The sequence below is a fragment of the Agrobacterium sp. ST15.13.013 genome (assembly GCF_027956525.1).
In the GTDB taxonomy this organism is placed as follows: Bacteria; Pseudomonadota; Alphaproteobacteria; order Rhizobiales; family Rhizobiaceae; genus Agrobacterium; species Agrobacterium salinitolerans.
On record NZ_JAQKGP010000002.1, the window covers coordinates 285,870 to 300,596 of the forward strand.

The following is a 14,727-nucleotide window of genomic DNA, read 5'->3' on the forward strand; positions in this document are numbered from 1 at the left end:
CCGGTTTATGCCGGAATGAAACAACGGGAATCACTCTTGAAAACCATCGCCATCGATTTCGAGACCGCCAATGAGGAACGGGGCAGCGCCTGCTCCGTCGGGCTTGCGTGGATAGAGGACGGCGAGATCGTTCGCGTCGAGGAGCGTCTCATCCGGCCGAAGGACATGCGGTTTTCGTCCTTCAACATTGCCGTACACGGGATTCGCCCTGCCGATGTCGAGGACGCGCCGGAATTCCCTGAGGTGATGGAGGAGTTCATCGACGACTTCTACGGCGCCACCATGATCGCCCATAATGCCGCCTTCGATTTCAGCGTCATGCGGGCGTCCTTCGATAAATACCGGCAGTCCTATCCCGATCTTTCTTATCTATGCAGCGTCAAGATCGCCCGGCATGTCTGGCCCAATCTGGCGTCGCACAAGCTGAATGTCATCGCCCACCATCTCCAGCTGCGTTTCGTGCATCACAATGCCGCCGAAGACGCCGTCGTCTGCGCGGCCGCGTCTATTGCCGCCGCCAAGGCGCTTCGCGTTGCCCATGTTCGCGATCTTCCGGAAAAGATCGGCATGGTCGCGGGGCGTCTCACCGCCACCGGCTACCAGCCCTGCAGCATGAAAAAACGCACCGTCTCCCGGGTTGCGTAACGGCGGCTTCCACCTATGTTTGAAGCAGCGTAACGGAGAAGATGCGATGACGAAGAAAACTCTGTCGGGTTTGTTTGCGGGCTTTCTGGCGTTGCTTCCAGTGACAGCGGCGCATTCGCAGGTGGTCGGTGAGGTCGGTGTCGACTGGATTGGCAACGACATCGTCATCGAGGCGATTGCCGATCCGAAGATCAAGGGTGTGACCTGCCACGTTACCTATTTCGACCGCGGTGTGATCGACCGGTTGAAGAACGGAAACTGGTTCGAAGACCCTTCCAACAACGCCATTTCCTGCAGCCAGACGGGACCGGTTGAGATCGGCGACATCGATCTGTCGAAGGGCGGAGAAGAGGTGTTCCGGCAGGGCATGTCGCTGGTCTGGAAGAAGCTCGTTGTCAGCCGCGTCTATGACAAGGGGAATGACACACTGATCTATCTGGTACATGCGCGGGAGCTGACCGACGGTTCGGCCAAGATGGCGATTTCCACGGTGCCGCTCTATAACCAGCAGGTCACATGGCAAAAGGGCAAGCCGTAAGGCTCGCCCTCGCAATTGCGCTATAGATGCCTGGATCAGGCTGCTTCGCGTGCCAACTCGTCCGCAATCACGGTGTCGAGGTTGAGGAAGCAAACCATGCTCTTTTCCAGCGCCACGATGCCGCGGCAGAAGCTGCGCTGCTCTTCCGGAATGATATCGGGCGCGGGCTGCAGGTCTTCGGAGCGGATGGTCATCATGTCGGAGACCTGTTCCACCAGAAGGCCGACCAGCTTGCCGCCGATATCGGTGACGATGATGGCGGAGCGCTCGGAGGGTTCGGTCATTTTCATGCCGAGGCGGCCGGCCATGTCGATGACGGGAATGACGGCGCCGCGCAGGTTGATGAGGCCGAGAACATAGGGCGGGGTGTGCGGCATCGGGGTAACCGGCGCCCAGCCGCGGATTTCGCGGATCGCCATGATGTCGATGCAGAATTCCTGATCGCTCAGGTGGAAGGAAACGATTTCGAGATATGCGCCGGATTGCTTTATGGCGTTGGACATGACGGCAGGTTTCCTCTGATGGCTCTCTAACAGGCCCGCGCAGGATTGAGCTTTATGCGGTGGCCGGAGAATTGACCGGGAGACATCATGTCGAGGCTTGAAAACCGCTACGGTCATAATGCACAGCAAGATTTTAAACTTTCCCTAACAATTGCGGCTGCCCCGCCGGCAAAACCCAGTATTTTGGCGGTTTTCGCGCCCACGAAAACAGGTTATGATCGGCATATGAACGCGCTCGTTTCCCAGCCGCTGAAGTTTATTCTGGCTAGTCTTGCCGCTTTGGCCTCGCTTGCCGTCGTGCTTCTTGCCTTTGACGGCTGGGTGCGGCACGGCACGGATATTTTCCTTTCCACGGTGCAGAGCGGCATCGCCTGGTGTCTGTGACCTGCTTTCCGGCTGCGGATTTGTGACAAATCAGCGCGGTTCCCGCAAATACGCCCAGTTGATTTGCCGTCCCGGTCGCCTTTCGTTATCTGTCTGTCAGGGCCAGCGACATGCCGCCGGCTTTCGGGGTAGGATTGGACAATGAGAAATATTCGCATCGTATTGTGGGCCGTCGTGCTCGTTCTCGCCGGCGTCGTCAGCTGGTTGACGATCGAAATGACGAAAACCCGGGAGCAAATGGTCGAGACGGCCTATGGCGTGCCCTTCCAACTCACGGCGCAAAATGGCCAGCCGATCACCGAAAAGGCGTTCCAGGGAAAGCCGACAGCGCTGTTTTTCGGCTTCACCCATTGCCCGGAAGTCTGCCCGACAACCCTTTTCGAACTGAACGGCTGGATGGAGAAGGTGGACCCGGCCGGCGACAGGCTGCAGGCCTATTTCGTCTCCGTCGATCCCGAGCGCGATACACCTGAGATCATGCAGCAATATGTCTCCAATGTCTCGAAGCGGATCACCGGCATCACCGGCCCGGCCGACAAGATTGCCGAGACTCTGAAGGGCTACCGCATCTATGCCAAGAAGGTGCCGGTGGACGAGAAGGATCCGAATGGCGATTACACCATGGATCACACGGCGTCCGTCATTCTGCTTGATGCCAACGGCCGCTTTGCAGGAACGATCGCTTATGGCGAAAACCCTGACGTCGCCGAGCAGAAACTTCAGAATCTTCTGAAGGGTACGAAGGTTTAATTACGCGCAGCTTATTGGACTGACTGCGGTTTTGTGGCAAAGGCAGACGCAGAACTATTAGCCAGAGAAAGCAGCCCGCCGTGAGCGAAATCCGACTTTACGTCACCACGACCGAAATCCAGGCGGGTGAAATCCTCGATCTCATGTCGGACTATTTCGGCGAGGAGGATGTCGCGATCGCCACCACCGAGGTGGATGAGAAGCGCGATATCTGGGAAGCTTCGGTTTATCTGATGGCCGATCAGGAAGAGGAGTTCCGCGAGCGCGTCAGCGCGCTGCTTGCTCCCGCATTTCCCGGTCTCGTCATCGAGAAGGAGACCGTTCCCGATGTCGACTGGATCGCCAAGTCTCTCGAGGGGCTGAAGCCGGTTCGGGCGGGGCGCTTCATCGTGCATGGCGCGCATGATCGCGACAAGGTGCAGGCGAACGATCTGGCGATTGAAATAGAGGCGGGCCAGGCTTTTGGCACAGGCCACCACGGCACGACGGCAGGTTGCCTTGAGATGATTGAGGAGGTTCTGCGGGCGCGGACCGTGCGAAATGCGCTGGATCTCGGCACTGGCAGCGGCGTTCTGGCAATTGCTGTGCGCAAGATGCGTCCCATTCCCGTGCTTGCGACGGATATAGACCCCATCGCCGTCAAGGTGGCGAAGGAAAATGTGCGGCTGAACGGCATCGTGTCCGGGATGGCGCTGGAGACCGCACCGGGTTTCCACTCGGATGCCTTCCGCAAGCATGGTCCGTTCGATCTCATCATCGCCAATATTCTGGCGCGGCCGCTCATCAAGATGGCGCCGCAGCTCGTCACGCATCTGGCGCCAGGCGGCACCGTGATCCTGTCGGGCATTCTCGCATCGCAGCGCTGGAAGGTGCTTTCCGCATACAATGGCGCAAGGCTTTCCCATGTCCGTACCATCTGGCGCAATGGCTGGGTGACGCTGCATCTGCGCAAGGACTGAAGCTTCAGCAGCATCCCTTTCGGGCAAAAGAAAAGGCGGCGCTTTCGCGCCGCCTGGAAACCCGCGAGCATGGGAGGAGCTTGCTCAAGCGGGTCGACGTATTCCTGTTCGGCGCGGTGGAGGGAGGATCGCCGCGCCTGATGTCATCAGAATACGTAGCTGGACTTTGCCTTGCGACGCAGATCGGCGCGGTTCATGCCGAGCGCTTCCAGCGACTTGTCGTCGAGGTTCAGAAGGGCGGCGTTGACATGGCGGCTGACCTGACGCTCGCGTGCTTCAACAACGCGATCGAAGGCGGTGCGGAGGAAAGATTTTGCCATTGCTTCAAATCCTTGTTTGCCAGGAGAGTGTCTCTCTCGCTGTGTTGATCTGAAGATAAGCGATGTGTTTTTGTTTAGTTAGAGGGGATATGTCAGGTTAGATATGCGTTTGATGCATGTCGCTTCGCCTAGAGTATTACTTATTTCGCGAAATATGCACAATTTGTCGCCGCAATCCGATCTGTCATATATGGCTTGAAACCGGCTTTGTCCGCGTGGCATTGTCGTTGCGCGCCAATGATTTGACGGCGCAACCTTGCTGCTTTTCTCATGACAGTTCCCGAAAGACGCCCATGTTCCAGACCTTCGAAAACAAATCCGCGCCGCAATTTGGCAAGGCCCGCGTCGAGGCGCTGCGCGCCGGTTTCGATGCCCTTGGCATCGACGGTTTTCTGGTGCCGCGCGCCGATGAATATCAGGGGGAATATGTGCCGGAGTGTGCCGAGCGCCTGTCCTGGCTTACCGGCTTTACCGGTTCCGCCGGCATTGCGCTGGTGACGCGCACGGAGGCGGTGGTTTTTGTCGATGGCCGTTATACGACGCAGCTCAAGTCGCAGGTCGATCAATCGATCTTCAGCGGCGGCGATCTGGTTGGCGCGCCGCCTTCCGTCTGGCTCGCCGAACATGCTCCGCAGGGTTTCCGGCTCGGCATCGATCCGTGGCTGCACACCGGCGCGGAGTTGAAGCGGCTGGAAAAGGCGCTTGCCGGCAGGGGCGGTTCGGTCGTTCTCCTGGAAAAGAATCCGCTCGATGCCCTTTGGCAGGACCGTCCCTCCGAGCCGCTGGAGCCCGTCGTTATCCAGCCAGAGGCCTTTACTGGCAGGCTGGCGAAAGAAAAGATCGCCTCGCTGGCGGAGACGGTCTCGGCAAAGAGCGCGGACGCCCTGCTGGTTACCGATCCATCCTCCATCGCGTGGATTTTCAATCTTCGCGGCAACGACGTGCCGCACACGCCGCATCCGCTCGCCCGCGCCATCATCTATGCCGACGGCAGGGCAGATATTTTTCTCGACAAGCGCAAGACGGGCATCGAGACCGAGGCCTATCTGGCGCAACTCGCGACACAATTGCCGCCGTCGAAGATCGCCGACCGTCTGCATGCCATTGCAAGCGCCAAGGGCCGCGTCATGGTGGATGCGGACCTGACCCCGGTGGCGCTGACCGGCGCAATCACGGCGGCGGGCGGCTCGCTGATCGAGGAGGCCGATCCCGTTCGCCTGCCGCGCGCGCGCAAGAACAAGGCGGAGCTGGCCGGCTCGGCAGCCGCCCACGTGCAGGACGGCGCGGCCATGGTCGAATATCTCTGCTGGCTGGACCGCCAGCAGCCGGGCAGCGTCACCGAAATCGCCGCCGTCAAGGCGCTGGAAGCCGCTCGGGTCAAGGTGGGGCAGGGGCTGCAAAACCCGCTGAAGGACGTGTCTTTCGATACGATTTCAGGCGCCGGCGAACATGCCGCCATCATCCATTACCGCGTCACCACCGATACCGACCGCACACTTGCGGAGGGGGAGATGTTCCTCGTCGATTCTGGCGCCCAATATGTCAACGGCACCACTGATATCACCCGTACCATTGCAATCGGCGCCGTCCCGGAAGAGCAGAAGCGTTTCTTCACACTGGTGCTGAAGGGCATGATCGGTATCAGCACCGCACGGTTTCCGAAGGGAACGCGCGGTTGCGACCTCGATCCGCTGGCGCGCATCGCGCTCTGGAAGGCGGGGGTAGATTATGCCCACGGCACCGGCCACGGTGTCGGCTCCTATCTCTCCGTGCATGAGGGGCCGCAGCGCATTGCAAGGCTTTCGACGCAGGAGCTGCTGCCGGGCATGATCCTGTCGAACGAGCCGGGCTATTACCGCCCCGGTGCTTTCGGCATCCGCATTGAGAACCTGATCTATGTGCGCGAGGCGGAAGAGGTGGCCGGCGGTGACCAGCCGATGTTCTCCTTCGAGACGCTGACCTGGTGCCCTATCGACAACAGGCTTGTCGTCGTGTCCCTACTGACTGACGAGGAACTCGGCTGGCTGAACGCCTACCACGCCGAGGTTCTGGAGAAGCTCTCGCCGCTCATCACCGATGAGGAGGTGAAAGCCTGGCTCGTTGCCGCCACGAAGCCATTGGAGCGGGTCGCTTAAAGCAGCCCGAAATGCCTGATCGCGATGACGATCGCCCAGCCGATGGCGAGCATCGTCAGACCGGGAAAGCGCAGGCAGATCAGAAGCGCTGCCACCATGCCGATCTTCACCTCGTATCCGCCTTCGAAAAAGGCGGGTGCGACGAGCGTGGTCAAAACCGCCACGGGAACTGCGTTCAATCCCGCCTCCATGCGCGGCGGGATGGATTTCATCCGTGTCATCAGCACATAACCGCCGATACGGGTGAGATAGGTGGCGATGGCGGCGAGCGCGATCAGGATCAGCGTATCTGTGTGCAGCATGTCGCTCATGGCGTTTCCACCCCGCTTTCAGAATTCGCCGCGCTGTTCGGCTTCGGCGGATAAAGGACCGCGACGAGAATTCCGGCGACCGCGCCGAGGCTCACATGCCACGGCGAGCCGACGACGTGAAAGGCAACCGTTGCGCCAACAGCGCTTGCCAGCATGACAGGGTAGAAATTCTCCCGCTGGCGGAAGCTCAAGACCATGCCCATGAAATAGATCGGCAAAAGCACATCAAGGCCGATGGCTTTCGGATCGCCGACCATATTGCCGAGCGATGCGCCGAGAATGGTCATGGCCAGCCACAGCACATAGACCGGCGCTGCAAAGCCCATGTACCACGAAAAGCCGACCGTGCCGGTATTTTCGTATTTTCTGACCGATTCGGCGAATTGCGGATCGACCAGCACGAAGAAGCCCGCGGCTTTTTGCAGGAAAGACCAGTTCGAGATCATCCGGGCAATGGCGGCGGAATAGAGGATATGGCGGAAATTGACGGCGAAGACAGATAGAACGATCAGCCAGGGGGCAACCTTCTGGCCGAACAATTCGATACCGACGAGCTGGCTCGCGCCCGCATAGACGGTGCCGCTCATGATCGTGGCTTCGGTGACGCTGAGCCCGTTATCGACTGCGACCGCGCCAAACAGCGCACCGAAAGGGGCGGCGGAGAGGGCGATCGGGAAACCGCTCTTCAATCCCTCGCGAAAATCTGCATTGAACATGTCTGGAAACTCCTTGCCGCCGCTCTATCGCCGTCCCGTCCGGCTGGCAAACGAATTGCATGAATGGATCGATTGATTAACTTGAAGCTTCCGTTACGGTAACGCCCGATATGGCCGGTGCCGGACGGACGGATTCACCGCCTTCCTGCCGTATCCCTCAATAGTCAGACGATGGAAGATCGATGCTGGAAAAGCAGGACAAGGCCGATCTGGCCGGACGCATCAGGGCTTATCTCGCCCGGGAGACCGAAGCTGAGATCGGCCAGCTGCAGGCGGAAATCTTTGTGGATTTTCTGGCCGAGGAGCTGGGGCATGTTTTTTATAATGAGGGGCTTAGGGATGCACATGCCGCGATCTTGAGACGCCTTGAGGATGCGGCAGGCGATATCGACGTGCTGGAGAAGCCGAAGCCGCGCTAATGGCGCTCTCCTTCCTCATCCCTGTGCTCGTCACAGGAGGGAGGGGGAGCAAGGGATCCGTCCTGTCCGGTAGCGTTCGGTTTTTGAACCCGACGGGCCCTAGTCCCGCAAAATGTCGCGGCTTTTGAGAATGGCCGCGCCTTTTTCCCGCATCGTCGAAATCGCGGCCTTGATGCCCTGCGGATCGATGCCGCGGCTGGCATCTTCTATAAAACGGACATTCACACCAGGCAGCATGTCGAGGGCATCGAGCACCGAAAAACTGACGCAATAATCGGTGGCAAGGCCGCACACGTCGAGTTGTGTGACACCCTGACGGCTCAGATAGTCCGCCAGTCCCGTCGTCGCGCCCTGGTCATTGTCGCGAAAGGCGGAATAGCTGTCGACGGCGGGGTTTTCGCCCTTCTGCTGAATATAATCGAAGGCGTCCGTTTTGAGGTCAGGGTGGAATTCTGCATCCGGCGTGCCCTGCACGCAATGGTCCGGCCACATCATCTGCGGTTTGCCGGAGAGTTCACCCATGTCGAAGGGTTTCTTGCCGGGATGCTGGGACGCGAAGCTGCCGTGATTTTCCGGGTGCCAGTCCTGTGAGGCGACGATGAGATCGTAGCCGCCATTGTCGATCAGGGCATTGGCGATGGGTACGACCCTGTCGCCATCGGCAACGGCCAGATTTCCGCCCGGGCAAAAACCGTTCTGGATATCGATGAGCAACAGCGCCTTCATGATGTGCCTCCCTTTTCAGGGCAGGATGCCAAGCCGGCTTTGACGGATCAAGTCCCTTTCGACCCATCCGGCCGGCACAAGTGCGTCGGCCAGCTGTTTGCCTTGTCGCAGTCCTGCCGCATTTGCAGCAAATTTCTGGCCAAGTCGGAACTTACCTGACAATGCGGCGGCGGAAATTTTTTGGGCCGATGACGCCCCTTTTGAGGGGCATTTTCCGGGACGATGCCGTGCGGATGCACGCAGTACCCGCGCAAGTCATTGTTTTGCCTTCGCCTTCCAATGTGCAGACCTTAACGAAATATTTTTGCAGGGACTCGTAAACACTTTGGTTACCATAATTCGTCATGCTTCGAACCAGTCAGTTCCGAAACCGGCGTGGTGTTTGCCCGCCCTTCGGATGTCCAAAAATCCCTCCGGCGTCGGCCGGGTGTGCGTGAACGGTTCGAGTAACGAGTATCATGGCGTTTTCTGCTGCGGCCTATAATGGCGCCGGTCTTGCCGGTTCGTATTCCGTCAAAAGAGGCAAATCCTTTTCGTTCGGCCGAATGTCCGCTCTTCTCGGCGGCGGCGCCTTTGCCAGCCTTTTCGCCTTTGCCGCCTTCGCCTCGCTGCACAGCATGGCTGCCGCTTCGCATGGTGTCGGGCAGTTTGAAAAGACGCTGGTGACGCAATTCGCTTCCACTGAGACGGCAATTGCCCACGCGGCCGGGCGGGATATTCACGTGCGCAAGTTTTCCCGTTTGAGCGACCACAGCCATGGCCAGCAGAAGGCGGTTCGCCTCGCCGGCATCCTCCCCGAGATCGGTGCGAAGGAATTCGGCGAGCGCTTTGGCGCGGCTGCCAATGCAAAAGGGCAGGCGACGGTGACGCAGCTTGCCGCGCTCAAGCCGTCGGCGATCGTCGATTCGGCGCTGGGTCGCACCTCCGAGGTTGCCTATCAGGGCGCCGTTCCGCAGCATCCGGCATTTGAAGTGGCGCTGGCGCGGCCGCAGATCGAGGAAGAGGCAAGCAGCCTGCTGCCCGATGATGTGCCGCTGCCGAGCTTCCGTCCCGAGGTTGCGACGGCTCAGACCGTTGAACCGTCACCGCGTCCCGCGGCACCGTCCAATGAACATGGTCCGGCCGTTGCTTCGGCACCGGCTTTCGATGCGCCGGTTCCCCTGAGGGCGCCTGCGCCGCCGAAGCAGAGCACCGGCGCCATGCTCGCTTTTGCGAAGCCTGACAATCCGATACGTCAACCGAGCAAGATGGATGCGGTTCCGTGGCCGGATCGCGGCAACGGCACGGCGATCTACGATATTTCCTCCGGTATCGTGCATATGCCGAATGGCGAGAAGCTCGAAGCGCATTCCGGCATTGGCAAGATGCGCGACAATCCCGATTACGTGCATGTGAAGATGCGCGGCTCGACGCCGCCTTCCAGCTATCGTCTGACGATGCGCGAGGCGCGATTCCACGGCGTTGAAGCCATTCGCCTGACGCCCGAAAACGGTGTTAACCCGCATGGCCGTGACGGTCTTCTGGCGCATACCTACATGCTGGCGAAACGCGGCGAATCGAATGGCTGCGTGGTATTTCGCGATTACCCGCGCTTTCTGGCGGCCTTCAAGCGTGGCGAAGTCAAGCGCATGGTCGTGGTGCCGAAGTTGAACGGCAACCGCCCGACACTTGCGAGCAGCGGCGGTAAAAGCGGCGGCAAGACATTGCTCGGCATGTTCTCGCGCGACAGCGATTCCTGAGCTTTCCTGATTCTGTGCATTCTCCGGGCGTAGAGCCGTTGCGACTTCTGTTGGAAATGCTCTATCGGCCGCGCCGCTGTGTCAGCACCATACCGGCGATGATGAGCAGGATGCCGAGTGCGCTTGCCCAGAGTTTCGGCGGATGGTCGCCGAAAAGATCGAGAACCACGCCTGAAACCATCTGGCCGCTGATGACCAGAAGGGCGGTATTGACCGCACCGATGCGCGGAATGAGCCAGCTTCCCGAAGCGATGAAGACGACGCCGATAGGCCCGCCGATAAAGGCAAGCCAGGGCGCATCGGCCGCGCCCGGCGGAATGAGGCCGCCGACGATGAGGCCGATGACCGTCAGCACGGCGAAACCGACGATATGGTTCCAGAACGACGCGATGAGCGGCGAGTTTGACAGGCTGAGGCGGCCGTTGATCTGGCGGCTCAGCGCCACGAAGACGCCGCCGGTAAAAGCCATGGCGATCCAGGTGATCATGTCGTTCTCCCGACAAGGATGATAAGCGCGCTGCCGCAGAGAATGAGCGCCACCGCCGCCATGTCCCGCAGGTCCGGCTTTCTTTTGGGCAGGCCGAACAGGCCGAAGAGATCAGCCAACAGGCTGAAAATCACCTGTCCGCCAAGCCCGAGCGCAATGGTGCCCGAGAGCGCCAAAGGCGAATTGACGGCGGTGGAGGTGAGAATGACGATGGCCGCACCCACGACCCCGCCGCAATAGGCCCATAACGGCGCTTTCGGTCTTTCTGCCGCGCCGGCGTCTTCCTTCGGACGCATGATGGCGAGATAGATCAGCGCTGCCACCGTGCCGGTGCCATGCGCTGTCCAGGACGAAAACAGCGCATTGCCGTAATGGGCAAGCTGACCGTTGAAATGCACCATCAATGTCAAAAGACAGCCGCTTGCGAAGGCGGCGGTGAGATGTAGCGGGTTGAGGCGAGGATGCGTCGTGTTTGTCATGGCCGGCCGAATTTTGTTCACGCTCGGAAGCGTTATCGCATCGGCGCCGCAAGCGAAATCGAATTCTCCATGTTTCCTGAATTCATACGGAGAGCGTCAGCTCCCTCGAGCGGATGCCTCAACGCTGCGAACCGGGATGGCGTCTGTCATCACTTCGGCGAGGAACTCTGTAATCAATGTGGAAACACATTTCGGGTCTTCCCAATGTGGATTGTGGCCATGGCCCGGTAGCGTCACGCTTTGCGCGGTGGGAAACGCCTCGGTGAGTTGCCGCTGATGGGTTTCGTCGAACAGAGGGTCTTCAGAACCGGAAAGGCAAAGTATCGGTGCATTTATTTTGGATGCGCTGTGGTGCAGGTTCGTTTCTCCGAAGGCCTTCAAAACGCCATGCCATGTCGATGCGGGCATATTTGCCGCGTCCCGCTTCATGAAGGAGAGGAATTCGTCGCTGACGGGATGGCAGCAGGAATACCAGTCACTTAGGAAACCGTCGGCCGGCTTGATTGGATCGCGCAGCGCAAGAATATCCCTGGAAAGCCTGCTTTCGGCACCGAAGTCGGGTTCCAGCGTGCCCGAGATCAGAGTGAGCGCGCGGACGGAATGGGGCCGCCGGGAGGCCAGTTCGATTGACGTCATCGCACCCATGGAATGGCCAAGCAGAAAGAAGCGCGAGATGCCCATGAGCGTCAGGAAGTGATCTATCGTTTCCGCGAAGTCCGAGACGTGAAAACCGTGACCCAAGGAGGATGCACCGTGGCCGGGTAGGTCAGGAGCAATCAGCCGGTATTCCTGGAAATACGGTTCGAGGACAGAAAAGCTGCGGCTGGTGTCGGAAAACCCGTGCAGCATCAACAGCACCGGGCCGGGGCCGCCGGTGTCTATAAAGGACAGTCGGCGCTTGCGCGGCAACTCTATGTAACGTTTGCGCTTTTCCCAATCGTCAAGATAAACCGACGTCATAGGCCGAGACCCGCCTTGACGGCTGCAAGACCGTTCTGACCGTCAAAGGTAGACACGTCTTTCAACCATGTCTCAAGCCGTTGCGGTTCCGCCTTGAGCGCCTGTGCCGCCGCGTCCTCCGGCGACAGGCCGCCGTTCATGATCAGGTCCATGCACTTATTTTCGTATTCGACATCAAATTCCAGGTTTTGGAGCAGCTTGGCTACGTTGGTGCATTCCTGCGTATACCCTTTGCGGACCTGGGTATCGACGGTGGCCGCACCAAAGTTGGGTCCATAGAATTTGTCGCCGCCCGTCAGATATTTCATGTCGAATTTGCTGTTCATCGGGTGCGGCGCCCAGCCCTGGAAGACGATGAAAGACTTGTTGCGGCTAAAGCGCGCTACCTGGGAAAGCATGCCCTGTTCGCTGGATTCAACGACCTCCCAGTCTTTGAGGCCGAGCGACGGATCGTTGACGGCGTCCAGCATCAACTGGTTCGAACCGGGTTCGATGCCGTAGAGTTTTCTGTCGAACTTGTCGGCAAATTTCTGCAGGTCGGTGAAGTCCCTGACGCCGGCCTCCCAGGCATAGGCCGGCACGGCGAAGGTGTACTTGGCGCCCACGAGGTTGGTGCGGACTTTTTCGACCGATCCATCTTCCTTGTAGGGCTTGTAATAATTGACCATCGCCGGATCCCAGTAACCGAGGAAAACGTCGAGGTCCCTGGTCTTCAGACTGGTGTAGATGACGTCAATTCCGAGCAACTGGCTTTGCGGCTCGTAACCCAAAGCCTTCAAAAGCGTAGTGGCTATACCGGTCGTGAAGGCGAGGTCATTCCACCCTGGTTCGGCCATGCGCACGATTTTGCAGGCTTGCGGATCGGCCGCGAAAGCGGCGCTTTGTCCCGCCGCAATAAATGCCGCCGCCGAAAAAAACTCCACCCATCTTCTCATGAGGCAACCTTTTATCTTAGCGGTTACTAAATTGACCGGTGGGACAATAATTGATCTTTCCGGAAAATTTGTCAATGTGCTTTTGCAAGGAGATCGAAATGCGACTCACTAAAATAAGCGATATTCGCCGCGCCGAACTGAGACGCGCGGCGTTTGAAGTGCTGCAGAAAGAGGGGATGGCGGGGGCGACGCTCGAGAGGGTCGCGGCACAAGCCGGCGCCTCCAAAGGAATCGTGCTGCATTATTTCGCCAGCAAGCAGGAACTGTTCGAACATGCGATGCGGGAGGCCAATTTGAAGTTGGCGGAGGTCGTCGTTGCACGCCTCAAACGCGCCTCCAGTCCTCGTGAAAGGCTCGACGCGATTATCGAAGGCAATTTCGACGAGAGCTTTTTCCAGCCATCGATCTGCCATGCCTGGCTTTCACTGTGCGCTGAGATTCCCCGCGAGCCGCAGCTTGCGCGCATCCAGAAGGTGATCCATGCGCGCATGCGCTCGAATCTGCTCTCCGCACTAAGGCATCTCTTGCCGCAAGAGGACTGTGAGCCTGTCGCCCTTGGCATCACCACGCTGATCGACGGGCTATGGCTGCGGTCCGGTCTGCAATCTGGAGGGCTGTCGAGAGAGGAGGCGATGGCCCAAATGCATGACTACCTGTCACACAGATTACCAAACCCGGAATCGGCCGTCTAAGGCTCGCCGTGCCAAAGGCAAGAGCTGTGATGGAACCAGCCTTCGTCTTCCGCATTATTCCGGCATGAAGAAAACGACACGCAAACCATTGAACAGGATGACGATTTTCGTCATTTCGCTTTTTATTCTCGCAGCCGTGGTCGCGGCGATTTATCTCATCGGCTTCACGCCCGGAGAGGCCTGATCCGGCGGGTCAATGGCCGGCGGGTAAGGTCTTTCGCTTTCTGCCTTCAAGTGCAACGCGCGCCTTGGCGACGGCGAAGCGAATGCCGCGCAACAGGAATCGGCTGGTTTCCAGATAGGCGCGATAGGGCAAAACGGTGAAATAGCGCCAGCGCGGCAGGCGGTAGATGCGCAGATTATTCTGGATTTGGCTCTCCCCGTCCGCATCCTGCGTCGCGCAGAGCGGGTAGAGGAAGGCCGCCTTCAGCCCCGCTAGATATTCCAGATCGAATGCGATGTCATAGGCGAGCCGCATGGGGATCAGCTTCGATATCCATTTTCCGGCGCGGCGGTTGACGAGATAGGCTCCCGATCCTTTTTCCCGTGTGAGCGCAACGGCGAGAGAGCGACCGTTGGAAAGCGGGCGGAACGGAAATTTCCGGCCATTGCTGACCGTCGTGAGCCGTAGCAAATCCCAGTCACCGCCGTTCAACACCGCCTCGTCGATGGCGTTGAGAAAATCATCGTCGAAGACCACGTCATCCTCAAGGATGAGCGCGATATCGGCATCGCCCGCCATGAATTTATTGGCGCAGGCGACATGGCTGAGATAACAGCCGATTTCCGGCGGCGAGGTGCGGCGGCCATGCATCAGCATGTAGGAGAGCTCACTGAATTCCGGGATGGGGTAATTCAGTTCCCTGCCATTGACGCCGGGCACACGCTCCGCTTTCAGCCCCATGGCGTCGAGGCGGGCGTTCATGTCGGCAAGGCGCTTTGTGGCGCTGTCCATATTGATCAGGAAAACCGCAAGCGTGCGCTGGCTTTTTGGTAATATATGCAAAGCAGTCCTCGCCCGGTTTTCAT

19 protein-coding genes are annotated in these 14,727 nt (G+C 59.1%); 9 read left to right on the forward strand and 10 right to left on the reverse strand.

What is annotated here, in order from left to right:
• Positions 1-36 precede the first annotated feature (36 nt).
• Both PL597_RS03175 and PL597_RS03180 read left to right on the forward strand, forming a co-directional pair.
• Positions 37-645 carry a 3'-5' exonuclease gene (locus PL597_RS03175; protein WP_173989688.1) on the forward strand — a complete coding sequence of 203 codons (609 nt, stop codon included), beginning with the start codon at positions 37-39 and terminating at the stop codon, positions 643-645.
• Positions 646-691: 46 nt separating this feature from the next.
• Complete coding sequence (locus PL597_RS03180; RefSeq protein WP_077981689.1) at positions 692-1,183, forward strand: CreA family protein; 492 nt, start codon at positions 692-694, stop codon at positions 1,181-1,183.
• A 35-nt stretch (positions 1,184-1,218) separates the two neighbouring features.
• Here PL597_RS03180 and PL597_RS03185 read toward each other — a convergent pair whose 3' ends face one another.
• Positions 1,219-1,686, reverse strand: a complete 468-nt coding sequence (locus PL597_RS03185; RefSeq protein ID WP_004430791.1) for a chemotaxis protein CheW — start codon at positions 1,684-1,686, stop codon at positions 1,219-1,221.
• 225 nt (positions 1,687-1,911) lie between these two features.
• On the opposite strand from PL597_RS03185, the gene PL597_RS03190 reads away from it, so the two are divergent.
• The 3 genes from PL597_RS03190 (at position 1,912) to PL597_RS03200 (ending at position 3,779) form a co-directional block, all read left to right on the forward strand.
• Entirely contained in the window at positions 1,912-2,070 is a 159-nt protein-coding gene (locus PL597_RS03190; protein WP_244614207.1) for a hypothetical protein, read from the forward strand.
• A gap of 141 nt (positions 2,071-2,211) precedes the next feature.
• Complete coding sequence (sco, locus tag PL597_RS03195) at positions 2,212-2,820, forward strand: cytochrome oxidase assembly protein Sco (protein WP_142911607.1); 609 nt, start codon at positions 2,212-2,214, stop codon at positions 2,818-2,820.
• Between the two features lie 80 nt (positions 2,821-2,900).
• Complete coding sequence (locus tag PL597_RS03200; RefSeq protein WP_077981692.1) at positions 2,901-3,779, forward strand: 50S ribosomal protein L11 methyltransferase; 879 nt, start codon at positions 2,901-2,903, stop codon at positions 3,777-3,779.
• 146 nt (positions 3,780-3,925) lie between these two features.
• On the opposite strand, the gene PL597_RS03205 is transcribed toward PL597_RS03200, so the two are convergent.
• The gene (locus tag PL597_RS03205) at positions 3,926-4,099 is read right to left on the reverse strand and encodes a hypothetical protein (protein ID WP_003522343.1); all 174 of its coding nucleotides are present in this window, start codon (positions 4,097-4,099) and stop codon (positions 3,926-3,928) included.
• 293 nt (positions 4,100-4,392) lie between these two features.
• On the opposite strand from PL597_RS03205, the gene PL597_RS03210 reads away from it, so the two are divergent.
• On the forward strand, positions 4,393-6,234 hold the full coding sequence (locus tag PL597_RS03210; protein ID WP_271364579.1) for an aminopeptidase P family protein: 1,842 nt from the start codon (positions 4,393-4,395) through the stop codon (positions 6,232-6,234).
• Here PL597_RS03210 and PL597_RS03215 read toward each other — a convergent pair.
• Positions 6,231-6,545, reverse strand: a complete 315-nt coding sequence (locus PL597_RS03215) for an AzlD family protein (RefSeq protein ID WP_271364580.1) — start codon at positions 6,543-6,545, stop codon at positions 6,231-6,233. The genes PL597_RS03210 and PL597_RS03215 overlap by 4 nt on opposite strands.
• Positions 6,542-7,261: an AzlC family ABC transporter permease gene (locus PL597_RS03220; RefSeq protein ID WP_191217567.1), complete on the reverse strand. Its 720-nt coding sequence runs from the start codon at positions 7,259-7,261 to the stop codon at positions 6,542-6,544. The genes PL597_RS03215 and PL597_RS03220 overlap by 4 nt, the downstream gene beginning before the upstream one ends.
• A 182-nt stretch (positions 7,262-7,443) precedes the next feature.
• On the opposite strand from PL597_RS03220, the gene PL597_RS03225 reads away from it, so the two are divergent.
• Complete coding sequence (locus PL597_RS03225; protein ID WP_173989682.1) at positions 7,444-7,680, forward strand: DUF2164 domain-containing protein; 237 nt, start codon at positions 7,444-7,446, stop codon at positions 7,678-7,680.
• A 99-nt stretch (positions 7,681-7,779) separates the two neighbouring features.
• On the opposite strand, the gene pncA is transcribed toward PL597_RS03225, so the two are convergent.
• Complete coding sequence (pncA, locus tag PL597_RS03230) at positions 7,780-8,406, reverse strand: bifunctional nicotinamidase/pyrazinamidase (protein ID WP_003522349.1); 627 nt, start codon at positions 8,404-8,406, stop codon at positions 7,780-7,782.
• Between the two features lie 458 nt (positions 8,407-8,864).
• On the opposite strand from pncA, the gene PL597_RS03235 reads away from it, so the two are divergent.
• Positions 8,865-10,145, forward strand: a complete 1,281-nt coding sequence (locus PL597_RS03235) for a DUF2778 domain-containing protein (protein WP_271364581.1) — start codon at positions 8,865-8,867, stop codon at positions 10,143-10,145.
• 61 nt (positions 10,146-10,206) lie between these two features.
• Here PL597_RS03235 and PL597_RS03240 read toward each other — a convergent pair whose 3' ends face one another.
• The 4 genes from PL597_RS03240 to PL597_RS03255 all read right to left on the reverse strand — a co-directional run bounded on the left by PL597_RS03240 (position 10,207) and on the right by PL597_RS03255 (position 13,006).
• Complete coding sequence (locus PL597_RS03240) at positions 10,207-10,632, reverse strand: DMT family transporter (protein WP_271364582.1); 426 nt, start codon at positions 10,630-10,632, stop codon at positions 10,207-10,209.
• Positions 10,629-11,111 (reverse strand): DMT family transporter, encoded by a 483-nt coding sequence (locus PL597_RS03245; RefSeq protein ID WP_271364583.1) that lies wholly within the window; start codon positions 11,109-11,111, stop codon positions 10,629-10,631. Before PL597_RS03245 ends, PL597_RS03240 begins: the two co-directional genes overlap by 4 nt.
• Positions 11,112-11,207: 96 nt before the next feature.
• Positions 11,208-12,071, reverse strand: a complete 864-nt coding sequence (locus PL597_RS03250; RefSeq protein WP_142911603.1) for an alpha/beta fold hydrolase — start codon at positions 12,069-12,071, stop codon at positions 11,208-11,210.
• The gene (locus PL597_RS03255) at positions 12,068-13,006 is read right to left on the reverse strand and encodes a choline ABC transporter substrate-binding protein (protein ID WP_271364584.1); all 939 of its coding nucleotides are present in this window, start codon (positions 13,004-13,006) and stop codon (positions 12,068-12,070) included. The genes PL597_RS03250 and PL597_RS03255 overlap by 4 nt, the downstream gene beginning before the upstream one ends.
• 98 nt (positions 13,007-13,104) lie before the next feature.
• Between PL597_RS03255 and betI the strand changes: the two genes are divergently transcribed.
• Positions 13,105-13,698, forward strand: a complete 594-nt coding sequence (betI, locus tag PL597_RS03260; protein ID WP_077981774.1) for a choline-binding transcriptional repressor BetI — start codon at positions 13,105-13,107, stop codon at positions 13,696-13,698.
• A 193-nt stretch (positions 13,699-13,891) separates the two neighbouring features.
• On the opposite strand, the gene PL597_RS03265 is transcribed toward betI, so the two are convergent.
• A complete protein-coding gene (locus PL597_RS03265; protein ID WP_271364585.1) occupies positions 13,892-14,704 on the reverse strand; it encodes a glycosyltransferase family 25 protein in 813 nt (270 codons plus the stop codon).
• Positions 14,705-14,727 lie beyond the last annotated feature (23 nt).